Source organism: Arthrobacter sp. GQ119 (genome assembly GCF_059759125.1).
This window is the reverse complement of record NZ_JCAXEA010000027.1, coordinates 42,991-67,072: the sequence shown is the minus strand read 5'-3', so window position 1 is coordinate 67,072 and position 24,082 is coordinate 42,991. Positions and strand designations below refer to the sequence as shown.

The 24,082-nt window shown below is 66.2% G+C and carries 18 protein-coding genes; 7 read left to right on the top strand and 11 right to left on the bottom strand.

Annotated elements, in window-relative coordinates; genetic code table 11:
* Positions 1-261: 261 nt before the first annotated feature.
* Positions 262-1,686 (bottom strand): type I glutamate--ammonia ligase, encoded by a 1,425-nt coding sequence (glnA, locus tag AC6CH3_RS20450; RefSeq protein ID WP_400579593.1) that lies wholly within the window; start codon positions 1,684-1,686, stop codon positions 262-264.
* Positions 1,687-1,976: 290 nt separating this feature from the next.
* On the opposite strand from glnA, the gene AC6CH3_RS20445 reads away from it, so the two are divergent.
* Positions 1,977-2,414 (top strand): RDD family protein, encoded by a 438-nt coding sequence (locus AC6CH3_RS20445; RefSeq protein WP_400579592.1) that lies wholly within the window; start codon positions 1,977-1,979, stop codon positions 2,412-2,414.
* Between the two features lie 33 nt (positions 2,415-2,447).
* On the opposite strand, the gene AC6CH3_RS20440 is transcribed toward AC6CH3_RS20445, so the two are convergent.
* The 4 genes from AC6CH3_RS20440 to lipB form a co-directional block, all read right to left on the bottom strand.
* A complete protein-coding gene (locus AC6CH3_RS20440; protein ID WP_498134159.1) occupies positions 2,448-2,792 on the bottom strand; it encodes a DUF3817 domain-containing protein in 345 nt (114 codons plus the stop codon).
* Between the two features lie 167 nt (positions 2,793-2,959).
* A complete protein-coding gene (locus AC6CH3_RS20435; protein ID WP_498134158.1) occupies positions 2,960-3,709 on the bottom strand; it encodes a DUF4191 domain-containing protein in 750 nt (249 codons plus the stop codon).
* A gap of 87 nt (positions 3,710-3,796) precedes the next feature.
* Positions 3,797-4,804 (bottom strand): lipoyl synthase, encoded by a 1,008-nt coding sequence (lipA, locus tag AC6CH3_RS20430; protein ID WP_498134157.1) that lies wholly within the window; start codon positions 4,802-4,804, stop codon positions 3,797-3,799.
* Positions 4,801-5,469 (bottom strand): lipoyl(octanoyl) transferase LipB, encoded by a 669-nt coding sequence (gene lipB / locus AC6CH3_RS20425; RefSeq protein WP_498134156.1) that lies wholly within the window; start codon positions 5,467-5,469, stop codon positions 4,801-4,803. The genes lipA and lipB overlap by 4 nt, the downstream gene beginning before the upstream one ends.
* Before the next feature lie 142 nt (positions 5,470-5,611).
* Here lipB and AC6CH3_RS20420 point away from each other — a divergent pair, with 142 nt between their 5' ends.
* Positions 5,612-7,360, top strand: a complete 1,749-nt coding sequence (locus AC6CH3_RS20420; protein ID WP_498134155.1) for a serine/threonine-protein kinase — start codon at positions 5,612-5,614, stop codon at positions 7,358-7,360.
* An 82-nt stretch (positions 7,361-7,442) separates the two neighbouring features.
* Here AC6CH3_RS20420 and AC6CH3_RS20415 read toward each other — a convergent pair whose 3' ends face one another.
* Complete coding sequence (locus tag AC6CH3_RS20415) at positions 7,443-8,333, bottom strand: TIGR01777 family oxidoreductase (protein WP_498134154.1); 891 nt, start codon at positions 8,331-8,333, stop codon at positions 7,443-7,445.
* 74 nt (positions 8,334-8,407) lie between these two features.
* Between AC6CH3_RS20415 and AC6CH3_RS20410 the strand changes: the two genes are divergently transcribed.
* On the top strand, positions 8,408-11,956 hold the full coding sequence (locus AC6CH3_RS20410) for a S41 family peptidase (RefSeq protein ID WP_498134153.1): 3,549 nt from the start codon (positions 8,408-8,410) through the stop codon (positions 11,954-11,956).
* A 130-nt stretch (positions 11,957-12,086) separates the two neighbouring features.
* Here AC6CH3_RS20410 and AC6CH3_RS20405 read toward each other — a convergent pair whose 3' ends face one another.
* The 5 genes from AC6CH3_RS20405 to AC6CH3_RS20385 form a co-directional block, all read right to left on the bottom strand.
* The gene (locus tag AC6CH3_RS20405; protein WP_498134152.1) at positions 12,087-12,518 is read right to left on the bottom strand and encodes an OsmC family protein; all 432 of its coding nucleotides are present in this window, start codon (positions 12,516-12,518) and stop codon (positions 12,087-12,089) included.
* A gap of 267 nt (positions 12,519-12,785) precedes the next feature.
* The gene (locus tag AC6CH3_RS20400) at positions 12,786-13,136 is read right to left on the bottom strand and encodes a hypothetical protein (RefSeq protein ID WP_498134151.1); all 351 of its coding nucleotides are present in this window, start codon (positions 13,134-13,136) and stop codon (positions 12,786-12,788) included.
* Between the two features lie 154 nt (positions 13,137-13,290).
* Positions 13,291-15,051, bottom strand: coding sequence for a 2-oxoglutarate dehydrogenase, E2 component, dihydrolipoamide succinyltransferase (gene sucB / locus AC6CH3_RS20395; RefSeq protein WP_498134150.1), 1,761 nt, complete (start codon positions 15,049-15,051; stop codon positions 13,291-13,293).
* A 113-nt stretch (positions 15,052-15,164) separates the two neighbouring features.
* Positions 15,165-16,547, bottom strand: coding sequence for a dihydrolipoyl dehydrogenase (gene lpdA, locus AC6CH3_RS20390; protein WP_498134149.1), 1,383 nt, complete (start codon positions 16,545-16,547; stop codon positions 15,165-15,167).
* Between the two features lie 264 nt (positions 16,548-16,811).
* Positions 16,812-18,335: a leucyl aminopeptidase gene (locus AC6CH3_RS20385; protein ID WP_498134148.1), complete on the bottom strand. Its 1,524-nt coding sequence runs from the start codon at positions 18,333-18,335 to the stop codon at positions 16,812-16,814.
* Between the two features lie 257 nt (positions 18,336-18,592).
* Between AC6CH3_RS20385 and AC6CH3_RS20380 the strand changes: the two genes are divergently transcribed.
* The 4 genes from AC6CH3_RS20380 (at position 18,593) to AC6CH3_RS20365 (ending at position 24,032) form a co-directional block, all read left to right on the top strand.
* Positions 18,593-19,531: a proteasome assembly chaperone family protein gene (locus tag AC6CH3_RS20380; protein ID WP_498134147.1), complete on the top strand. Its 939-nt coding sequence runs from the start codon at positions 18,593-18,595 to the stop codon at positions 19,529-19,531.
* A 61-nt stretch (positions 19,532-19,592) separates the two neighbouring features.
* Positions 19,593-20,933: an MFS transporter gene (locus AC6CH3_RS20375; protein ID WP_498134146.1), complete on the top strand. Its 1,341-nt coding sequence runs from the start codon at positions 19,593-19,595 to the stop codon at positions 20,931-20,933.
* Positions 20,934-21,060: 127 nt separating this feature from the next.
* Positions 21,061-22,437: a DUF4192 family protein gene (locus tag AC6CH3_RS20370; RefSeq protein WP_498134145.1), complete on the top strand. Its 1,377-nt coding sequence runs from the start codon at positions 21,061-21,063 to the stop codon at positions 22,435-22,437.
* A gap of 275 nt (positions 22,438-22,712) precedes the next feature.
* Positions 22,713-24,032 (top strand): RNA polymerase sigma factor, encoded by a 1,320-nt coding sequence (locus AC6CH3_RS20365; RefSeq protein ID WP_498134144.1) that lies wholly within the window; start codon positions 22,713-22,715, stop codon positions 24,030-24,032.
* The last annotated feature ends 50 nt before the right edge of the window (positions 24,033-24,082 follow it).

Sequence of the window (24,082 nt, the reverse complement as noted above, 5' to 3'; positions counted from 1 at the left end):
ACCCAGTGCGGCGGCGGCCAGGGTGGCAGTTCCGAGCCGGGCCAGAACCGTGAAAAATTCATCCTTTTGGTCTTGCGTGTACTTCCTTCGTGAACCTGATTTCCCCGTTAAAGCCGACACGGTCGTTGCAACTCCCAATAATCTGGGTGTTGCAACGACCGCTAGAACTCAAGAGGTGGTGAAACCTGGGACCGGCCTTTTCTGTGGCTTGTTTCTTGCGGACTACCTTCGGGCTACAGCCCGTCGAGCCGCATGATCCAACTAGACGCCGTAGTAGAGCTCGAACTCGTACGGGTTCGGGCGCAGGGACAGCGGGCGGATCTCGTTCTCGTACTTGTACTCGATCCAGGTGTCGATCAGGTCCTGGGTGAACACGCCACCGGCCTGCAGGAATTCGTTGTCCTCGCGGAGGGCCTCCAGGGCTTCCTCGAGGGTGCCCGGTGCCTTCGGGATGTCCTTGGCTTCCTCGGCCGGGAGCTCGTAGAGGTCCTTGTCGATCGGAGCCGGCGGCTCAATGCGGTTGCGGATGCCGTCGATGCCGGCCATCAGCTGGGCGGAGAACGCCAGGTACGGGTTGGATGAGGGGTCCGGAGCGCGGAACTCGATGCGCTTGGCCTTCGGGTTGGAACCGGTGATCGGGATGCGGATACCGGCAGAGCGGTTGCCCTGCGAGTAGACCATGTTGACCGGAGCCTCGAAGCCCTTGACCAGGCGGCGGTAGGAGTTCACCGTCGGGTTGGTGAAGGCCAGCACGGCGGAGGCGTGCTTCAGCAGGCCGCCGATGTACCAGCGTGCGGTGTCGGACAGGCCGGCGTAGCCCTTTTCGTCGTAGAACAGCGGCTCGCCGCCGTTCCACAGCGACTGGTGGCAGTGCATGCCCGAGCCGTTGTCACCGAAGACCGGCTTCGGCATGAAGGTGACCGACTTGCCCCAGGCATCAGCCGTGTTCTTGATGACGTACTTGAACTTCTGCAGGTCATCGGCGGCGTGGGTCAGCGTGGTGAACTTGTAGTTGATCTCAGCCTGGCCTGCGGAGCCGACCTCGTGGTGGCTGCGCTCGACGTCAAGGCCGGCTTCATCCAGCGCGACGCACATGGCGTCACGCAGGTCAGCCTGCTTGTCGGTCGGTGCGACCGGGAAGTAACCGCCCTTGACGGGGGTCTTGTAGCCCAGGTTGCCGCCTTCTTCTTCGCGGCCGGAGTTCCAGTGGGCTTCTTCAGAATCGATCTTGTAGAAGCTGCCCTGCGGGGAGGACTGGTACTGGACGTTGTCGAAGACGAAGAACTCGGCTTCGGGAGCGAAGAAGGCGGTGTCGGCGATGCCGGTGGAGGCCAGGTAGGCCTCGGCCTTCTCGGCTACACCACGGGGGTCGCGGTGGTAAGGGTCGCCGGTGCGGGGGTTCACGATGGAGAAGTTCAGTGCAAGGGTCTTCTCCATGCGGAACGTGTCCAGGAAGGCGGTGGTGACATCCGGGATGAGCTGCATGTCCGACTCGGCAATGCCCTGGAAGCCGCGGATGGAAGATCCGTCGAAGAGCTGGCCATTGACGAAGAAGTCGGCATCCACGCTCTTGGCCGGCACGTTGAAGTGCTGCTGCACGCCAGGAAGGTCGGTGAAGCGGATATCGACGAACTTAATGTCTTCGTCTTTGATGAACTTGAGGACTTCGTCCGCAGTCTTGAACATCTATGCTCCTTACGCATATGTATTAACTGGCTGGAAGCCAATATGGTCCAGCGCAATCCCGGTCCAGCGCAGACCGACGGGGCGAAAACACAAAAAAGTGCCCCCGCCTTCAGCTCGCTGGCAACTGTTACCACCCTAGGGACAAGGGGTTTCCCGTCCGTGTCGGCATTGTTTCCGGCAGGTTACAGAACCCCCTGATATGTAAACGCTATACGGTGTCCACACTGTGGTCTATCCGCATCCACACTCTGATCGGTCCGCGGGTGCCGGGCAGCCGGTAAACTTGGACGGTGGTAGATCGCAGAGACATTGGCTCCTGGCTGGGCGGACCGGACACCTCCGGTATTTCGAAGTACCCGGGGGAGCGTCTGGGGCTTCCGGAATCGGGCCCCGGGTCCATCGCCCGCGCCGGGCGCAGAATCGTGGCGATCATCATCGACTGGACCTTGGCCCTGCTGATCAGCAACTTCCTGTTCGCGGGCAACTCCTGGGCCACGCTGGCCGTGTTCGCTGCCGAACAAGCCCTGTTGATTGGCACCCTCGGCTACAGCATTGGCCACCGCGCCATGGGGATCCACGTGGTCAGGCTTGGCGGTACGCCTGCCGGGCCCGTGGCGGCTTTGGTCCGGACCCTTCTTCTGTGCCTGGTGATTCCTGCCGTGATCTTTGATCCGGACCAGCGGGGTCTTCACGACAAGGCCATGAAGACTGTCCTGATCCGCAGGTAGGGCCAGAGCGGATAGAGCCCAGGGCGGATAAGGTCAGACGTCGGCGGTTTCTTCCTGCGCGGGCTCCCCGATGGTCCGCTCTGCCTCTCCTCCCGCCGTCGCGCCGTCTGCGCTCAGGTGGCCGCGGTTTCCCGCCCAGCGTTCAAACAGCACCGTGGCGAACGGCAGGACTGCCGAGAAGCCCGCGAACAGCGCCACCACGAACGGCCAGCGCTGCAAGCGCCACAGGGCCAGGGCCGTGATGCCGTAGGCGATGAACAGCGCCCCGTGTACCGGCCCGGCGATTTCCACTCCGAGCTCGGTGGTCTTGGCGATCCATTTGAAGTACATGCCAGTCAGCAGTGCTGCCCAGCTGAGCGCCTCGGCGAGGGCAAGCATCCGGAAGATGCTTATGACGGCGCTTCTTGACGGTAATTTCACAGGTTCTCCGGCATCGTGTCGTGTTTCGGCAAAGTATATTCACCGGGCAGGTAAAGCGTGGGAGGGACAAATGGAAACGCCCCGGTAGCCGGAGGGAATCCGGCCGCCGGGGCGGATCAGGAAATTTAGCGTCCGCGCTGGGGACGGGCCTTGTAGGGGTCGACGCCCTTGGGGATGGGGAGTCGGGTTCCGAGCGACGAGATGCGCTTGGAAACAGCGCTCACCTCGATCTTGGTGAGCTCCTTGTTCAGCTTGTTCATCTTCTTCGCAACCTGGCTGATGGGCGTCTGGCCATCACCCTTGCCGCTCTCAATCACGTGGATGGTGACGTTGGGGAGGATCCGGGCAAGTTTCTTGCGCTCGGCGTCCAGCAGCGGCTTCACCCGGTGCGTGGGGCCCTCGCTGACCAGCACGACGCCGGGACGGCCGATGGCGCGGAACACGGCGTCCTGGGTGCGCGGGTTGACCGCTACAGGCTGCTCCTCGGTGATCCAGCCCCGCTTGAGTGTGCTGAGGGCAGCCCCGGAGGCACCGGGCTGGTTCTCGATCTGGGCGAACGCTGCGCGCTCGGCCCGGCGGGACAGGATGAATGTGGCCGCGAGGAAGCCCAGCGGGATGCCGATGATGAGGGCGGTGATCCAGTTTTGCAGCAGGAAGCCGACGATGAGGCTGACGGCCACGACACCCAGGAAAGCCAGCAGCATGAGCCACGGAACCATCGGATCATGGCGGCGGGTCATATTGAAGACTTCGCCGATCTGCTTGAGCCGGCTCGGCTTCTTGACCTTGGCCGCCCTGGGCTTGCGCGAGAAGAGTCCGCGCTTGGGGGCGTCAGCCGACGGGGTGTTGTTGCTGGAATCAGGGGATTTCGCCATAGTGCCTTAATTCTACGTGATCCACGCCAAAGGGCCGGACGCCGGAAATCCGGCGTCCGGCCCTTTGGCTCAGACAGACAGACGGTGCTAGGAGTGCGCCGCGAGCAGGGAGCTCGCCTCCTGGCGGGTGCTTCCCGAGCTTTCGATGTGCGCCAGTTCGGCAGGGATCTCCCAGCCTTTCTTGCGCATCGCGGTTGCCCACAGCCGGCCGGCGCGGTAAGAGGAGCGCACCAGCGGACCGCTCATGACACCGAGGAAGCCGATCTCGTCCGCTTCCTGCTGCAGGTCGACGAATTCCTGCGGCTTGACCCACCGGTCCACCGGAAGGTGCCGCTCGGACGGGCGCAGGTACTGGGTGATGGTGATCAGGTCACAGCCGGCCGCGTGCAGGTCCCGAAGCGCCTCGGAGATCTCTTCGCGGGTCTCGCCCATGCCCAGGATCAGGTTGGACTTGGTGACCATGCCCAAGTCGCGCCCCTGCGTGATGACGGCCAGGGAACGCTCGTAGCGGAAGGCGGGACGGATGCGCTTGAAGATGCGCGGCACGGTTTCCACGTTGTGGGCGAACACCTCCGGCTTGGAGTCGCAGATCGCCTGGATGTGTTCGGGTTTGCCGGAAAAGTCGGGAATGAGGAGTTCGACGCCGGTGCCCGGGTTCAGTTCGTGGATCTTGCGGACTGTTTCGGCATACAGCCAGACACCCTCGTCCTCGAGGTCGTCACGGGCAACGCCGGTGACCGTCGCGTAGCGCAGCTGCATCGCCTGTACCGAACGGGCAACCTTGGTGGGCTCGAACACGTCGACGGGGGAGGGCTTGCCGGTGTCGATCTGGCAGAAGTCACACCGCCGCGTGCACTCGGAGCCGCCGATCAGGAACGTTGCTTCCTTGTCCTCCCAGCACTCGAAGATGTTGGGGCAGCCGGCCTCCTCACAGACAGTGTGAAGACCTTCCTTCTTGACGAGGTTCTTGAGCTGGACGAACTCGGGGCCCATCTGGACCTTGGCTTTGATCCAATCCGGCTTGCGCTCCACCGGGGTGGCCGCATTGCGCTGCTCAATACGCAGCATTTTCCGGCCTTCTGGTGCCAGTGTCACAGTAGAGCTCCTTCGGGGGTTGCAACTAGGGCGTCTTCATTGTTGCGCAGTTCTTCGATGATCCGCGAAACGAGATCAGCTGGAGCCACGTCCCGGCCGGTCTCCTGGGCGATGGTAGTTACGTCGGCATCCGTGATGCCGCAGGCGATGATCTGGGCGTAGGGGGCCAGATCGTTGTTGCAGTTGATGGCAAAGCCATGCATTGTGACTCCCTGGGAGACCCTGATGCCGATGGCGGCGATCTTCCGCGCGGGGCCCTTGGCGTCTTCTTCGATCCAGACACCGGCGCGGCCCTTGATCCGGACACCCGTGATTCCGAAGTCCGCCAGGACGGCGATAATGACGGACTCCAGCCGCTCCACGTAGTCGCGGATCCCGGCCCTGTTCTTCAGCTTGATGATGGGATACCCCACGAGCTGGCCCGGCCCGTGCCACGTCAGCTTGCCACCGCGGTCCACCGGAACAACCGGGGTGCCGTCGAAGGGGCGTTCGTGGTCCTCCGTCAGTTTGCCGGCGGTATAGACAGCGGAGTGTTCGAGCAGGAGTACTGTGCTGGGGGCCTTGCCGGCCAGGACATTCTCGTGGATGTCGCGCTGGAGTTCCCAGGCGTGCGTGTAATCCACGAAATCAGGGGCAAGACCCAGCTGTGTGAACTCAAGAGTCATGGCACCCAGCTTAGACCCGGCCGGCGTGCTGCCGGTCAGTAGTGTGCCCAACCTCTCACCCCTCGGGGAACCGGGCAGCGCCTGGTCCTGCCCCTGTGGATAACTTCTGCAGGAGGTTGCCTTTTCGGGTACGCATTAAGCCATGGACGATGTGAGTCAGGACACGGATCATTCCGGAAATGGCGAACCGCAGGTTCCGGGCTACCGGGTGTGCCGCCGGCTCGGCAGCGGCGGCAGCGCCGTCGTGTGGCTGGTAACCGAGGAGGTGAGCGGCCGCAAGCTGGCGCTGAAGTGCCTCGGCGCGGCATCCGGCAGCCCCGGCCCGCAGGGCCAGGGGGTGGATTTTGCGGAAGAGGATATCCGCCGGGAGATCCTGATCATGTCCGTCCTTGACCACGGTCACCTGATTAAGCAGCACGGCGTCGTCAGTGTCGGCGGGGCCTCGGGCAGCGTGGTCGGGATCCTCATGGACTACGCGCCGGGCGGTTCTCTGCGGCAACTCGTCGGCACCCGTGGCAGGCTCAGCGTCGGGGAAACGGTGACTGTGCTGACGCCCGTTGCCCAGGTACTGGCTTATCTGCACGGCCAGGGATTCACCCATTCGGATGTGTCGCCCGGAAACGTGCTCTTCTCCGGACATGGAAAACCGCTCCTCGCCGACCTCGGCCTGGCGCGGATGGTGGGGGATCCTGTCGGCGTTTCAGAACGTGGAACGGACGGATTTCGGGATCCTTCACCCGTGGATTCGCTCAGGGCTGGGCTGCAGCCCGGCCGCGATGTGTACGCGGCCGCCGCGCTGGGCTGGTACTGCCTCACCGGATCGCCGCCGCTCCCTGCACCGGACAGGCCGCCGCTTTCGCTGTTGGTGCCGGACGTTCCGGCCGAACTCGCCGCCGTGCTGGAGGCAGGCCTGAGCGAGGACCGGCGGCGGCGCCCCGACGCCGCGGAACTGGCCACGGCCATCTACCGGAGTGCAGCCGCTGTACCGGTCGACCTTTCGCGCTCGGTGCATCCGACTGTCCTGCCGGAACTGCTGACGCGCAGGCCGGAGCCACGGGCCCGCGGACGCATGCGGGAACGGCTGGGCGCCTGGGGGAGGCGCCTTCGTACATCGGCGCCCGCCATGGCGGTCCGGGAGCGCCCGGCCACTGCCGCAGGACTGGGTGGTGGCCCGCTTCGGGCAACATCGGTGGCCGGTGTTCCGGGAGGCCAGCCGTCCGCCAAGCGTGGCCGGCACGCCCGGTCACGGCAGGATCCTCCGCTCTCCGTCCTGCAGCACTCGCGCCATGCGGCCGCCGCACGCCGCCGTCGGAAAGCCGCCCGGGCAGGCCTGCTGGCCGTGGCCGTCATTGCCGGCGCGTGGCTGCTGTTGCCGCCGCCGCCATCGGACCCGCTCCCGGGCGGCACTGCCGCCGGGCCTTCGCTCCTGCCCGACAGCGCGCCGGCACCGGCTCCCGCCGCGGCTCCGGCCAGGATTCCGGATGCCGTCCGCAGCCAACTCCGTGCAGGAGACCCAGCGGAAGCCGTCAAAGGGCTGGCCTGGCTGCGGTCCAAAGCCCTGAGCGAGGGACGGCTGGAACTCCTCGCCGAGGTCAACGCCCCCGGTTCGGCGGCCGCGGCCGCAGACCGCGGGCTCAGTGTCCGGCTGCAGGACTCCCGGACCGTGCTGGCTGGGTTCACCACCAGCCTCGCGGGCATCCGACGCCTGCCGGAAAGCACAGGGACACGGGCGGTGGTCGCCGTGACCGCCACAACGTCAGGATATGTGGAGCGGTCTGCGGCCGGGGACGTGGTGGCTACCGGCCAACCCCGGCCGCCCCTCGATCTGCGGCTGGTCCTGCTCCGCATGGATGGCAGGTGGCTGGTCGCAGAGATCCTGCCGGGCCCGTGACCTAAGCGATGCTGCGGGTCCGGTCTCCCTGAGACCCGGCGTCCCTTCGCGCACCGCGTCCGGCGTCCCTTCACGCGCCGCTTCAGGCGCCGACGACCCATTCTGCGGCCTGCCGCAGCGTCGGATGCCGCCACACGAATCCGGCTTCCTTCAGCCGGGCGGGCTCCACTTTCTGGCTGGCCAGCAGGAGCTCATCGGCCAGCTTGCCCATCACCAGCCGCAAGACAGGCGAAGGGACCCGCAACAGTGCGGGCCGGTGCAGCGCCCGGGCCAGTTCCCGCACCAGGGCGTTGACGTCAGCGGGTTCGGGGGCAGAGACGATGACCGGACCGGAGAGCGGAGACGTCAGGAGGAACCCGAAAGCCGCGGAGAGATCCGGCTGGGTGATCCACGGCCAGTACTGCCTGCCGTTGCCCAGCGGGCCGCCGACGCCCAGACGCAGCAGCGGCAGCAGCCTGCCCAGGGCTCCGCCGGACCGGCTGAGCACCACCGCCGTCCGCGGGGTCACCACGCGGACACCGGCCGGTGCCTCATGCGCGGCGGCTTCCCACTCGGCGCAGATCCGGGCCAGGATGCCGGAACCGGCGGGCGACTCCTCGTGCAGGGCGGCCGTGCCCGCGTCTCCGTAATAGCCTGTTCCCGACTGGCTGATGAAGGTTTTCGGCGGCGCGTCCAGGTGCTGCATTGCCGTGGCGAGGGTCCTCGTCGGACCGAGCCGTGAGCGGAAGAGCTCGTCGATCCGCCGGCCCGTCAAGGGCCTGTCGCCGATGCCTGCCCCGGAAAGGTTGATGACGGCGTCGGCCCCTTCAAGACAGGAGGGGTCGATGTGGCCGGCAGCCGGGTCCCAGCGAACTTCCGCCGGTGAGGCAGGCGTCCTCCTGACCAGTCGCGTCACATCGTGGCCGTCAGCTACCAGACGGGCGGAAAGATCGGTACCGAGGAGCCCGGAGGCGCCGGCCATGACGATGCGCATGATCCATCTCACCACGCTCCGGCACGGCAGGGCACCTCCCGGCCGCCCTTGTTGACATTGACTATGATCGAACGATGACCTCTTCGAGCTACTTCCGATTCCCGCATGTTCACGGCGATCTGGTCACGTTTGTGGCCGAGGACGATGTCTGGATCGCGCCCCTTGGCGGAGGCCGTGCCTGGCGGATTTCTTCCCTGCAGCTCCCGGCCCGCAACCCGCGGTTCACGCCGGACGGCAAGAAGCTCGTCTGGACGGTGGTGCAGGGGACGGCACCCGAGGTAGTCATCGCAGACGTCGACGGCGGCGGGTACCGCCAGCTGACCTACTTCGGCCACAGCACCACCAGGGTTAAGGGGTTCACGGCTTCCGGTGACGTGGTGGTCACCAGCGCGTTCCGCCAGGCGGAGGGCAGGCTCACCCATGCCTACAGCCTGCCGACGGAGGGCGGCTGGGCCGAGGAACTGCCCTTCGGGCCTGTGGAGTCCGTGGCCTTCGGCCCCGAGGTCGGAGACGAGAAGCCCGTTGTCGTGGCCAGCGTCCTGTCGCGGGAACCCGCCTGGTGGAAGCGCTACCGCGGCGGTACGGCCGGCAAGCTCTGGATTGATGCCGACGGCAACGGTGAGTTCGCCCGGCTGCTCCCGGACCTGGACGGCAACCTCGCCGACCCCATGTGGGTCGAGGGGCGCATTGCCTTCCTCTCGGACCACGAGGGCTACGGCAACCTGTACTCGGTCCTGCCCAATGGAACGGACCTCCGGCGCCACACGGACCATGAAGACTTCTATGTCCGCCACGCAGCCACGGACGGCAAACGCGTCATTTTCGAGTCGGCCGGCGAGCTGTGGATTCTTCACGACCTTTCCTCTGACGCCGTCCGGCTGGAGATTTCGCTGGGATCGGCCTCCCAGGGCCGCCGGCCCTCCCTGCTCAAGGTCGACAAGCACCTCGGTGACGTCCGCCCTGACGCCTCGGGAGCGGCCAGCGCGGTGGAAGCGCACGGAACCATCCACTGGCTGAGGCACAAGGACGGGCCTTCCCGGGTGGTGGAAGCCACTCCGGGAGTCCGGGCCAGGCTGCCGCGTCCGTTGACGGACGGCCGCATTGCCTACGTAGCGGACCACGATGGGGACGAAGCGCTGTTCATCAAGGAGATCGCCCCCAAGCTTGAGGTACAGGGCGCACGGGTTGACCGTGCCGCCCCGGTCAGGGGGAAGTTCGCCGAACAGCAGTCATCGGAGACTCCGGCGCTGCTGCTGCCCAGTCCCGTCCCCGCTGCCGGGCCCGCCGGTCAGCGGATTGATGTGGCCGTTGCTGACGATTCGCAGGCGGACGTCGCGCCGGCCGCCGGCGCGGAAGACCAGGATGGCCCGGACGCCGGCACGCCCGCCCAGGCCCAGGCCTTGTCCGCAGCCCAGGCGCCGATCCGGATTCCCTTCCCGAAGCCCTCGCGGGCAAGCGCCATGGAAACCAGTCCCGATGGCCGGTGGGTTGCCCTGGGCACCGCGTTCGGTGACGTCTATATTGCCGACACGCGTGCGGGTTCGATTTCCGCGGTGACCAGCATCGGCGAAGGCAGCATCGAAGAACTGTGCTGGTCGCCGGACTCGGCCTGGCTGGCCTGGTCGGAACCGGTGACGTCGTTCGGCTCCCGCAGCCGCCTCCGGCTGGCCCGCGTCGGCACTGGTACGGATAAGGCCGGCACGGATAAGCCCGGCACCGGGACCCCAGAGATCATCGGGGTGACGGACGGCCGCTTCCGCGACCACTCGCCGTCGTTCACGCCGGACGGGAAGTTCCTGGCCTTCCTGTCGAATCGGAGCTTCGACCCGGTCTACGACGGGCATTCCTTTGACCTCTCCTTCCCCAGCCCGATCAAGCCTTACCTCGTTGCGCTGGCTGCGGATACGGCGTCGCCCTTCGGCCCGGCCGTGGACCTTTCCTTCGAACCGGGGACGGACCAGGACGGCGACGCCGGTGAGTCCGGGCAGCCGGCGCCGGTCAGCGTTGACGCCGAGGGTCTCTCGCATCGCGTCGTCAGCGTCCCCGTCCCGCAGGGAAACTACTCCTCGCTGACGGCGGTCGACGGCGCACTGCTGTGGCTGGACAGCCCGCTGGCCGGGGTGACCGGTGACGGCAAAGCCAGCCTGGAGGACAAGAACGCGGCACCGAGCCTGGTCCGGTTCGATCTGGCCAAGCGCAAGAGCGTTACCCTTGTGGACGCGCTGGACAGCTACCTCGTCTCCGGCGACGGCAAGAAGGTGGTGGTTATCCACGACAAACAGATCAGGGTTGTGCCGTCCGACGCGAAGGCCGACGAGGAATCCGGCCAGGTGGTCAAGGTGGACCTTGCGCGTGTCCGGGTGCTGATGGAACCGCTGAGGGTGTGGGGACAGGCCTTTGATGAGGCATGGCGGCTGCAGCGCGACTTCTTCTGGACCGAGGACATGGCAGGCCAGGACTGGGAGTCCATCCACAAGCGCTACCGGCCTTTGGTCGACAGGCTGGGCTCCCATGACGACCTCGTGGACCTGCTCTGGGAGCTCCACGGCGAGCTTGGCACGTCCCATGCATACGTCCGGCCGGCAGCAGCCACAGAGGACGGCGGCAACGGACAGGGCCGCCTCGGCGCGGACCTGGCGTTTACGGGCGAGGGCTGGGAAATTGTCCGCATCCTCGCAGGCGAATCGTCGGATCCGCTGGCGACATCACCGCTGTCCCGCCCCGGCGCCGCTGCCAAGGCCGGCGACGTCCTGCTTGCCGTCGACGGCGTCCAGCTCACCGATAGCCTGACTCCGGCCATGCAGCTGGTCGGCGCGGCCGGGCGGACGGTGGAACTGACCCTTCGCAACGGTGCCGGCCACGGCCCTGCGGCCGGCGAGCAGCGACGCATTGCCGTGGTCCCCATCAAGGACGAGGAGCGCCTCCGCTACCAGGATTGGGTGGCCGCCAACCGCCGAACCGTGCGGGAAGCATCCGAAGGAAACTTCGGCTACCTGCACGTTCCCGACATGATGGCCAACGGCTGGGCCCAGCTGCACCGTGACCTGGACACCGAAACGGCACTGGACGGGCTGATCGTTGACGTGCGCCGGAACCGCGGCGGGCACACCTCCCAGCTGGTGGCGGAGCTGATCGGCCGCAAGGTGACGGGCTGGAGCATGCCGCGCGGCGAGAAGCCCAGGACCTACCCGCACCACGCACCGCGCGGCCCGGTCATTATCCTCACCGACGAGTTCGCAGGGTCCGACGGCGACATCATCACGCAGGTATCGAAGCTGAGGGGCATCGGCCCCGTGATCGGGACCCGGACCTGGGGCGGAGTGGTGGGGATCGACAGCCGCTTCACCCTCGCGGACGGCACCGGCGTCACTCAGCCGCGGTACGCCACCTGGTTCGGCGGCGGGGTGGGCTGGAACGTCGAGAACTACGGAGTTGCTCCGGACATCGAGGTGACGTTCCCGCCGCATGCCTACGCTGCCGGCCGGGATCCGCAACTGGAGTACGGCATCGGAGCGCTCAAGGAAATGGTCCAGGAGATCCCCACAGACCGTCCGCCGGCACGCGAGGGTTACCGCCGGCTGCGGCCCGGGCGGTTGCCTGCCCGCCAGAACGCCGACGGCTGACACGGCGGCCGCCGATGGCAGCCGGCGTCTGACGCCATAAGTAAAGGCCCTGGGCCCGAACTGGATTCTCCAGAACGGGCGCAGGGCCTTTGCTGTGCGGTACTCCGCTGCCGGTAGCGGAGGCCGGCAATCAGGAAGCGGCGAGCGTGGCGTCGAGGGTGATGTCGATGCTGGCGAGGGCGCCGGAAACAGGGCAGCCGACCTTGGCTTCCGCTGCGATCTTCTGGAACTCGTCTTCGGAGATGCCGGGGATCCTGGCGTTGACGGTCAGGTGGCTGCCGGTGATGCCGGTGCCCGGTTTGAAGGTGACATCCGCCTTGGTGTGGACCTCTTCCGGCGTGTGCCCCGCCTGGGCGAGCATGTTGCTGAACGCCATGGAGAAACAGGCGGAGTGGGCGGCGGCAATCAGCTCTTCCGGGCTGGTTTTGCCTTCAGCGGCTTCGGTGCGGGCCTTCCAGGTGACCTCGTACGTACCCAGGCCGGAGCTGTCGAGCGTCGTGTTGCCGGCACCTGTCATCAGGTCGCCGTTCCATACAGTGTGTGCGGTGCGTGTTGCTGCCATGTCCACTCCTAAGCTTCGGTTCAATTCAGGATCCGGCTGACGCCCGGTCCTTCCTGCACAATCCTATGGACTACAAGACCCCCGCGCACGGATTGTCCGCTGTCAGAGGATTATGACCGGCGCTCCGGCGAAAGCGTCCCGCCCGGCGCCAGAAACGACGACGGCGACGCACCCTCCGCTTCTTGGGTAGCGGTAGGTAGGTGCGTCGCCGTCGTCGTTTCCTTCTGGGAGAGCCCCCTTGCGGGAGAGTCCCTTACAGGAGAGCGGCTACGGCCAGAGCGTGGCGATCCCGATGTTCAGCAGGGCCAGGCCGCCGACGGCGTGCGCGAGGCCGGCAGAGATGGGTTCGTCCTTCTTGTACTTGCGCCTGCCGATGAAGGCGAGCACGCCGACGGCCAGTGCGACGGCGAACTTGATGCCCAGTTTGAAGTAGTTGGCATCCATATTCAGGGCGGGGATCAGGCCCATCATGACGATGCCCGTGAGCAGCTGAAGCGCGGCGCCGTCGAACTGCCGGGGGTGGACCGTGGGCTTCTTCATGTTGCCGATCCAGATGCCGACGATCATGGCGGCGCCGACGATGTGCAGGAAGACCATGACGTTATAGACGATGTTCATGGCACCAGTGTAGCCAGCTCCTTCTACGCTCCGTAGTAATGCCGCCGGTGGGTCGGCGCGCGAAACGCAGGCACGAAAAAGGCGGCGGCCGCTCCGGGTGCGGCGGTTTCCCACCGGCACCGGACTGGCCGCCGCCCTATGCAGCGTGCGGAGGCTAGAGTCCCAGGTCCGCTTCGAACGCGCCCTCTTCGAGGCGTGCCTTCAGCGTCTGCAGGAAGCGTCCGGCGTCCGCCCCGTCCACGAGGCGGTGGTCGTACGTCAGCGACAGGTACATCATGGAGCGGATGGCGATGGAGTCATCGCCGTTCGCGTCCTGGACCACCACGGGGCGCTTGACGATGGCGCCTGTGCCGAGGATGCCGACCTGCGGCTGGTTGATGATCGGGGTGTCGAACAGGGCGCCCACAGAACCGATGTTGGTGATGCTGAACGTTCCGCCGGACAGCTCGTCCGGACCGATCTTGCCATTGCGGGTGCGGTCTGCGACGTCCGCGATCTTGCCGGCCAGGCCGGCAAGGTTCAGCGTGCCGGCGTCGGAAATGACGGGGACGAGCAGGCCCTTGTCAGTGTCGACGGCAATCGCCAGGTGTTCGGCGTTGTGGTACGTGATTTCCTGCTTGTCTTCGTCGTACGCAGCGTTGAGCTTGGGGTGCTGCTTCAGGGCCTCGGCTACGGCCTTGGCGATGAACGGCAGGAACGTGAGCTTGGTGCCGTTCTGGGCCTGGAACGAGTTCTTGGCCTGGAGGCGGAGCTTGGCCACCTTGGTCATGTCCACTTCGTGCACCTGGGTCAGCTGGGTGGAGACATCCAGTGACTCGCGCATGCGGCGGGCAATGACCTGGCGGATACGCGGAGCCTTCTGCGTGGTGCCGCGCAGCGACGACGACGCGGCGGAAGCTGCTGCCGGGGCGGAAGCGGCGGGGGCGGACGGTGCTTCCGGGGCAGGCTTGGCCTCAGCGGCGGCCAGGACGTCCTGCTTGCGGATACGGCCGCCGACGCCGGTGCCGGACAGGGCGGAAATGTCCACACCGTGCTGGTTGGCCAGCTTGCGGACCAGGGGAGTGACATACCCGGATTCGCCACCGGCGGCCGGTGCTTCGGCGGGTGCTTCGGCGGGCGCGGCCTGGGCGGCGGGAGCCGGAGCTGCCTGTGCCGGTGCAGCCTGCGCGGGAGCTGCCTGCTCCGGTGCAGCCTGTGCCGGTGCTTCGGCCGGCTTTTCCGGGGCGGGAGCCTCCGCGGGCTTCTCAGGTGCTGCGGCGGGTGCGGCGGCAGGCGCGGCAGCGCCGGAGCCGATCACGGCGAGAACGGAGCCGACCTCGGCAGTTTCGTCTTCGTTGACGCGGATTTCCTGGAGGGTGCCGGCAACGGGGGACGGGATTTCGGTGTCGACCTTGTCGGTGGAAACCTCGAGCAGCGGCTCGTCCACTTCGACGGAGTCGCCGACGGCCTTGAGCCAGCGGGTCACGGTGCCCTCGGTCACGCTTTCACCCAGTGCGGGGAGCGTCACTTCGTGGGACTCGCCGGAGGCGGCGGGAGCTTCTGCGGCGGGGGCCTCCTGGGCGGGGGCCTCTTCAGCCTGAGCCTGCGCCGGCGCTTCCTGGGCGGGGGCCTCGGCGGTTTCTGTGGCCGGTGCCTCTTCGGCGGGGGTGGCCTCAGCGGGAGCGGATCCGCCGCCGGCACCGTCACCGATGCGGACCAGGGGAGCACCAACTTCTGCGGTCTCGTCTTCAGCAACGAGGATTTCCTCGATGACACCGGCGATCGGAGAGGGGATTTCTGTGTCTACTTTGTCGGTGGAGACTTCGAGCAGCGGCTCGTCCACCTCTACCCGGTCACCTACCTGCTTGAGCCAGCGGGTGACAGTTCCTTCGGTGACGCTCTCACCGAGGGCGGGCAAGTTAACGGATTCAGACATGTCGTCCCCGTTCTCCTTATTGATTTTGTGCGGATGATTGCTGGCGTGTTCGAGCTTAGTGCACCCTGCGGATCATGCCGGGTGCACTAAGCACTGGGGTATTGCGGAGCTGCTTAGCCGTGGAGGGCTTTGCCCGCGAGGGCGAGGTGGGCTTCGCCCAGCGCCTCATTCTGGGTCGGGTGGGCGTGCAGCAGCTGGGCCACATCCTCCGGGTAGGCTTCCCAGTTCACGATCAGCTGGGCTTCGCCGATCTGCTCGCCCATGCGGGATCCGATCATGTGGACGCCGACGACGGGGCCGTCCTTCTGGCGGACCAGCTTGACGAGGCCGCCCGTGCCCAGGATGGAGCTCTTGCCGTTGCCGGCGAGGTTGTATTCCTGGATCTCGACCTGGTCATCGCCGAACTTGGCCTTGGCGCCCTTTTCGGTGTAGCCGACCGTGGCGATCTCGGGCTCGCAGTAGGTGACCTTGGGGATATTGACGTCCTCGACGACGACGGGCTTCAGGCCCGCGATCTCCTCGGCGACGAAGATGCCCTGCTGGTAGCCGCGGTGGGCCAGCTGGACGCCGGGGACAATGTCGCCGACGGCGTAGATGTTGCCCACACCCGTGTGCAGGCGCTCGTTGGTGATGACGAAGCCGCGGTCGATGGTGATGCCGGCCTCTTCGTAGCCAAGGTTGGCTGTTACCGGGCCGCGGCCGACGGCCACGAGGAGCAGTTCCGCTTCGAAGGTCTTGCCGTCAACCAGCGTGACCTTGACGCCGTTGTCGTCCTGCTCGACGCCCTGGAAGAAGGTGCCGGTGGAGAACTTGATGCCGCGCTTCTTGAAGGCCCGTTCGAGGTTCTTCACGATGGTGGCGTCCTCGTTGGGGACCAGCGAGGGCAGGCCTTCAACGATGGTGACGTCCACGCCGAAGGAGTTCCACACGGAGGCGAACTCCACGCCGATGACGCCGCCGCCGAGGACAATGACGCTCTTGGGGATGTAGTCCATGGTCAGGGCTTCGTCGGAGGTGATGACGCGTCCGCCGATTTCCAGGCCCGGGAGGGAGCGGGAGTAGGATCCCGTGGCGAGGACGATGTTCTTGCCCTTGTAGGCGGTGCCGTTCACGACGACGGTGTCGGTGCCCTGGAGCTTGCCCTCACCCTCGATGACGGTGATGCCCTTGGACTTGATGAGGCCCTGCAGTCCCTTGAACTTGCCGGCGACGATTCCGTCCTTGTAGGCGTTGACGGCCGTGATGTCGATGCTGTCAAGGGTGACGTTCACGCCGTACTTGGCGGAGTCGCGGGCGTGGTCAGCCAGTTCGGCCGAGTGCAGCAGTGCTTTGGTGGGGATACAGCCGTTGTGCAGGCAGGTTCCACCGAGTTTGGCCTTCTCCACGAGGCCGACGGTGAAGCCAAGCTGAACGGCCCGGAGGGCGGTGGCGTATCCGCCGCTGCCGCCACCGAGTACCAGGATGTCGAATTCTTGCGCAGTTGCCTGATCGGCCACTTAGACGCTCCCTCGCGTGAACGATGACACGAGAGTACGCATCATCTGGTCTTGGAACTTGCTCTGCCGTGATTATGCCAGCAGGCCTGTTCCCTTTCATTTGTGACTACCGTGGTTCACCTTAGCGAACCACTTATCCATGCTCCACCTTGCCGGGACATTTGTGGAGCGCTTGTGTCGAGTGTCACGCAGGCGTGTGGCGGACGGATCATGCCGCCCGCCACACGCCGACACACCCCCCGGGGCAGAACCGGGCGGAACCGGTCAGGCTCCTGCGAGGAGGTCCTCGGCGTACGCCACGAGCGTGCGGACCGTGCAGCCCGTGCCCTGCTTGGGTGTGTAGCCGTAGGGTGCACTGTTGTTGAAGGAGGGGCCGGCGATGTCGATGTGTGCCCAGGGGATCGGCTGGCCGTCCTTGCCCTTGCCCACGAATTCGCGCAGGAACACGGCGGCCGTCATCATGCCGCCATGGCGTTCGCCGATGTTGGCGAGGTCGGCCACCTGGGAGTCGAGGCTGGGCCGCAGCTCTTCCGGCAGGGGCATGGGCCAGATGAGCTCCCCTGCGCGGTCCGCCGCCGCCTTCAGGGGACCGGTGACACTGTCCGCGCCCATGACACCCGCCGTGCGGTTTCCGAGCGCGATCAGCTGCGCGCCCGTCAGCGTCGCAACGTCGATGATCGCGTCCGGGTATTCCTCGCTCGCCGCGACAATGCCGTCCGCCATGACCAGCCGGCCTTCGGCGTCGGTGTTAAGAACCTCGACGGTCTTGCCGCCGAACATGGTGAGGACGTCCGCCGGACGGGAGGCCGCGCCCGAGGGCATGTTCTCCGCAATGCACAGCCATGCGGTCGCCTTCACAGGCAGGCCCAGGCCGGCGAGGGTCAGTACTGTATTAAGTACGACTGCGGCGCCTGCCATATCGCTCTTCATGTCACCCATGCCGAGGGCGGGCTTGATGGAGATTCCTCCGGTGTCGAACGTGATGCCCTTACCGACGAGGGCGATTTTCCGGGTGGCCTTCGCCGGAGCGTATTCGACCTTGACCAGGCGGGGCTGGCGCGATGAGCCTTTGCCGACACCCATGATGCCTCCGAAGCCTTCCTTCTCGAGGCGCTTCTCGTCCCACACGGTCACCTTGACGGGCAGTCCCTTGGCCAGTTCCTTGGCGGCGTCGGCGAACGATTCCGGGTAGAGGTGGCTGGGCGGCTGGTTCACCAGCGAGCGGGTCGCGTTGACGGCCTTCCCAAGGAGCGCGGCGCGTCTCAGGGCGGGTTCAAGGGTCTTGTCGCCGGCCAGGTCCGTGAAGATCACCGCATTGCGGACAGGATCCTTCAGCCCGTCCTTGGACGAGCGGTACTCGGTGAAGGAATAGGCGCCCAGCGCCGCGCCCTCGGCGACGGCCGCGACGTCGGCGACATCCGCCGTCGGGAAGGCCAGCGTAACCGTGGTGAGTCCCGCCAACTGGCGGACTGCTGAACCGGCTGCACGGCGCAGCGCCTCCCGGGTCAGCCGCTGGCCGGGGCTGATCTTGCCTACGCCCGCCAGCACGACGACGCCGTTGCCTGCCTCGGGAAGACCCGGGAGGCGGACAGCCTGGTCAGCCGCCCCGGTGATGCCAAGAACCTTCAACGATTCGGCCAGTGCCTCGGCCGACTTGGCCGTCAGCGGATTCTCAAGCAGGACGGGGCCGTCGGCCCCCTGTCCCACGCCGATGACGACGGCGTCGCTGGCAGCCTTCTTGAGGTCGCGCGCAATGGCGCTAAGGTTGATTTCGCTATTCTTGACCACGAGGATCAGTCCTCAATTCTCTGTGACGATTCGTGCAGGAAGTGCAATGTGCAGGCGCCCTGCCAGGGGTGCCCCGGAGCCGTCCACACGGGAGGCCGCCGGCACGGTGGCCCCAATTAAAGGCCAGTTCCGATCGTAGTCTCTCAGCGGCCGCGCAGCCGGATTGACTGAGAGCCGCGCCACAGCGGCCCAAGGAATGACCCGGACAGCCGCAGCGTTATGGAGATAAACCCCTCCGACCAAGAAAGGAACTCGCCGTGTTTGAACGGATTTCCGGCTCGCTGCTGGACCCCGACGCGCTCTACGCCAAGAACATTGAGCTGTTCCACAGCCCTGAACTGCGGGGGCTGAATCTGGTGATGGGCTTTACCGGTTTTGCCGACGCCGGCCACGTGGTCAGGCAGATCACGGACGAGCTCCTCGACAACCTCGAGTCCGAACGCGTTGCCGTGTTTGATGCCGACCAGCTCATCGACTACAGGACGCGGCGGCCGCATGTGTCCTTCGTCGAGGACCATCTAGAGGACTACCAGGCACCCAGCCTCGCCCTCTACCGGCTCGTCGACGGCCTGGGCAGGCCGTTCCTGTTCCTGGCCGGATTCGAACCTGATTTGCAGTGGGAACGCTTCGCGCGTGCCGTGGTGCAGATCGTGGAAACACTGGACGTCAACCTGGTGACGTGGATCCACTCCATCCCCATGCCAGTGCCGCACACGCGCCCGGTGGGAGTGACGGTGCACGGCAACCGCCCCGAGCTGATCGAGGGCATCTCAGCCTGGAAGCCGACGGTGGAAGTACCCGCCGCTGTGGGCCACGTGCTGGAGCTCCGCCTTGTTGATGCCGGGCGGAACGTGGCCGGCTACGTCATCCATGTTCCCCACTATCTCGCCGAAGCCGAGTACCCGCCTGCGGCCGTCGCGGGCCTTGAATACCTCGGCGCCGCCACGTCCCTCATGCTCCCCACCGACAGGCTGCGGGAGTCGGGCCGCGATGTCGGACGGCAGATCGCCGAACAGGTCGAGGCCTCGGCGGACGTCCAGCAGGTAGTCGCCAAGCTGGAGGCGCGCTACGACGAAAAGGCGGAGGGCACCGTTCGCCGGTCCCTGCTGGCCGACGAGAACGACGAACTGCCGGACGCCGATGCGCTCGGAGCGGCAGTCGAGGCCTACCTGGCCCGGGAAAATCCGACACCATAAGCTCCGTCACTAAATCCCCGAATTAAATCGGATTTGTGCGGGCGCCGGGCATAATGAAATGGTGACTGCACCCCGCGCCTGGCTCGTTTGGTCCATTGGCATTTTCTCGTACCTGGTGGCTGTGACCCAGCGTACGTCGTTTGGTGTGGTCGGACTTGAGGCCACCGAGCGGTTCCACGCCAGTGCCTCGGCGATCTCTTTTTTCACCGTGCTGCAGCTGCTCGTCTATGCGGGGCTTCAGATCCCGGTGGGCGTGCTGGTGGACAGGTTCGGCTCCCGTGCCATGATCGCCTGTGGTGCCCTGCTCATGGGCCTGGGCCAGCTCCAGCTCGCGTTCGCTGAGAGTGTTCCTGCCGGCGTGGCGGGCCGCGTGTTGGTGGGCGCAGGCGACGCCATGACGTTCATCTCCGTCATCCGGCTGATCCCGCTCTGGTTTGCGCCTGCCCGCGTGCCGCTGCTCACCCAGCTCACGGGAATGTCCGGGCAGCTGGGCCAGCTCCTGAGCGTGGTGCCGTTCGCCTTCGTCCTCCATGCCGCCGGCTGGAGCCCGGCGTTCCTGTCCCTGGCAGGACTGTCCGGCGTCGCCGTCGTCCTCGTGGTCCTGCTGCTGCAGGACGTGCCGCCCGGCACTCCCCGCCAGGAGTCAGTCAAGGGCCTGCGCGCCACCGGTGTATCGCTCTCCCGGGCCTGGAAGCAGCCCGGCACCAGGCTCGGCATGTGGAGCCACTTCACCATCCAATTCAGCGGCACCGTGTTCGCGATGACATGGGGATACCCCTTCCTCATTTCGGCGCAGGGCCTGGACTCCGGGACCGTGGCTTCGCTCATGTCCCTCTATGTGGCCGGCGCCATCGGTGCAGGACCCCTGATCGGGAGGTTTGTTTCACGGCATCCCCTCCGGCGCTCAACCATGGTCCTCCTGCTCGTTGCCGCCACGGCAGTCGCCTGGGCGGCGGTGCTCCTCTACCCGGGCCGCTCGCCGCTGTGGCTGCTTGCCGTACTCGTGGTGGTGCTGGCCATCGGAGGTCCGGGGTCCATGATCGGCTTCGATTTCGCCCGAACCTTCAACCCGGCGCACCGGATCGGCACCGCCACGGGCATTGTGAACGTCGGCGGTTTCTTCGCAGCGCTCATGGCCATCTACCTGATTGGCGCCGTCCTCGACATCCTGTATTCCACCGGATTCTCGAACGGAGTGCTGTACGGCCTCGAGCCATTCCGCATCGCCCTGTGCGTGCATTTCCTGATCCTGGGAATCGGATCCGTCGCCATGCTGGTGGTCCGCCGCAAGGTCCGCCGGCAGATGGCCGCCCAAGGTGTGGTGATTCAGCCGCTGCTGCAGGCGATGGCAGAACAGCGCAGGGCGCGCAACGCCCTGCGGAAGTCCGCTTCGCGGGACTGAACCCGTGCAGGCCGGAGGCCTCCCGGGCGGCTGGTGTGTGTCTGCACCTGTCCTCCACAGCCAAGGGTCTTCCACATAGCCCAGGTTGCGGGTGCCGTCGGGGGCGGGAGCGGCGAAAGCTGGAGGCATGAACGCACGCGAGCACCTGATCATCAGCGGCCCCGAGGACATTCTCGGCTATGTTCCCCATACGCTGGGGTACTGGCCCACCCGCAGCCTTGTGGCAATGACCATGCAAGGCAAACGGCTCGGAGCCACGCTCCGCGTCGACTTACCCGATGGGGCGCCGTCCGGGCGCGGACGCGAGGACTTCGCCCGGACTGTGGCCGAGTACCTCCTCGCGGATGACCACGCCAACGGCACCCTGCTGATGTTCTTCACGGATGCTGGCTGGGCAGACGCCTCTGGTCCTCCCGGCGGCAGGGCGCTGCTTGCAGACCTTGAATCCGCCCTCGGGCTGGCCGGGATGCCGGTGCGGGATGCGTGGTTCGTCGGTGCTGACTACTGGCGGAACGTGTACTGCTCGGACACCGGCTGCTGCCCGTTGCCCGGCCGGCCCCTTGCCGAGATCCGCTACAGCCGCCTCAACGCGGAAATGGTGTACCTGGGAAGCAGTGTGGGTGCGCCGCCCGGGGCCGGCTCCGCCGGAAATCCGGAGCCGGAGGAGAATCCGGCGGTACTGGCGGCAGAGCAGCGCTGGATGGAAACACTCGGTGACAGACGGGCCAGCCGGGCCCAGTTCGAAAGCGTGCTGGACGCCTGGGAGCTGACGCTGACCGCTGAAGAGGGCACCCGGCTGTCCCACGATGTTGCCGGCTTCCTGCGCGCCACCCTGTGCGTTCCGTCGTGGCGCGATGCAGTCCTGGTCATGGCTGCCGCGGGCCGGCCAGCCGCGGTGGCCGGTGCTGAGGACTTCGGCATCTTCTCGGCCCTGCCGGGGCCACCGGCAACAAGCCCGTCCGGCCCGGAAGTGCCTGCCAGGACAGTAAGTGCCAGAACAGTGCCTGCAAAGTCGATGCCTGCAGGGACAACCCCGTGCGATTTCCTCCAGCCCAACGCAGCGGGTGAGCCTGATTCATCCCCTGCCCCTGGCAGCTATGGCGAAATCCCTGGCCGTGGCGATGTTCCTGACAATGGCGAGGTGCCGGACGATAGCGAGGTCCATAACGACGGGGAGGTCCCTGGCTACGGCGAGGTTCTCCTCGGCCTGACTCCGATGGTGCCGGACTGGAACAGGATGAAGTCCCTTGAAGACGCGATGCTGCAGCTGGCGTCCTGCGGCCCGGGGGAAGCACAGGCGGCTGCCTGGACGGCCAAAGCCTGGATCGAATGGTGCCGGGGGAGAGGCTCCTACGCCCACGCCTCGCTGACCCGGGCATTGGAGGCAGCCCCTGGGTACAGGCTGGCGGAACTGCTTTCCGAAGTGGTCAGGCGGGGAACCATCTGCGGCTGGGCCGGACGCAGGGAGGCAGCCTGGCAGAAATTCGGCACGGACGCCGCATAGAACCGGGTGGGCGGCCGGGCAGGACAGCCGCGTATTACGGCCGCGGCGGCCCCCGATGCGGAAAATCGTGAGACAATGGTTGCCGAGACCCGGTTGGGTCCGTGAATCAGTGCTTGCAGTGGCGCCCGGAGACGGGAACATTGCAGCCGCCCCGGCAGTTCTACTTAATGGCTCTGTCGGTCGAGGTTGCACCTGATGTCAATCACGGACTTGACAGGGTCATAGTGGTGTTGCCCGTATGGTGATTCCACAGACCGCCGCTAGAAAGGTTTTCTGTGACCCCGTCTTCCGCGAAGAAGGAACCCGCCGCCCAGGCCGATGAATTGGCCGAGGACAAGAAGGCGGCAACCAACGCCAAGCGTGCAGCCACCCGCGCCGCGAACAAGGCTGCCGCAGTCGCCGGCGGCGACAGCACGTCGGCCGCCGCGAAGCCCGAGCCGAAGAAGCGTGGCCCCAAGCCCGGAGCCAAGGCTGCAGCCGAAGCCGCCGGAAGCCGCTCGACCTCGGATGACGACGTCGAAGTGGATGTCGAAGAGGATCTCGATGACGTGGCGCCTGATCCCGCCGAGCTCACCGACGAACCCGACGAGGCCGGAAAGGCTGCCGCCCCCACCGGGTCCGGATTCGTCTACTCCGATGCCGATGATGACGACGCTCCTGTCCAGCAGGTCATGTCGGCCGGCGCCACTGCCGACCCCGTCAAGGACTACCTGAAGCAGATCGGCAAGGTCGCGCTCCTCAACGCGGAACAGGAGGTTGACCTCGCCCTCCGGATTGAGGCCGGCCTCTTCGCCGAAGAGAAGATCGCCGCCGACGACGGCTCAATGGACCCGAAGTACAAGCGTGAGCTTGAATTCATCATCCACGACGGCAAGCGCGCCAAGAACCACCTTCTCGAGGCGAACCTCCGCCTCGTGGTGTCCCTGGCCAAGCGCTACACCGGCCGTGGCATGCTGTTCCTGGACCTGATCCAGGAAGGCAACCTCGGCCTCATCCGTGCAGTTGAGAAGTTCGACTACACCAAGGGCTTCAAGTTCTCGACCTACGCCACCTGGTGGATCCGCCAGGCCATCACCCGTGCCATGGCTGACCAGGCCCGCACCATCCGTATCCCCGTGCACATGGTCGAAGTCATCAACAAGCTCGCCCGTGTGCAGCGCCAGATGCTGCAGGACCTCGGCCGTGAACCCACGCCCGAGGAGCTGGCCCTGGAGCTGGACATGACGCCGGAAAAGGTTGTTGAAGTCCAGAAGTACGGCCGCGAACCGATCTCCCTGCACACGCCGCTTGGCGAGGATGGCGACTCCGAGTTCGGTGACCTCATTGAGGACTCCGAAGCCGTGGTCCCCGCCGACGCCGTGAGCTTCACGCTGCTGCAGGAACAGCTTCATTCCGTGCTTGATACGCTCTCCGAGCGTGAAGCCGGCGTGGTCGCGATGCGTTTCGGCCTCACGGACGGCCAGCCGAAGACTTTAGACGAAATCGGCAAGGTCTACGGTGTCACGCGTGAGCGCATCCGCCAGATTGAATCCAAGACGATGTCCAAGCTGCGGCACCCGTCGCGGTCCCAGGTCCTGCGGGATTACCTGGACTAGGACGTCGACCGGGTGTTCCCGGATTGAGAACGCAACAGCAAGGGGCTGCC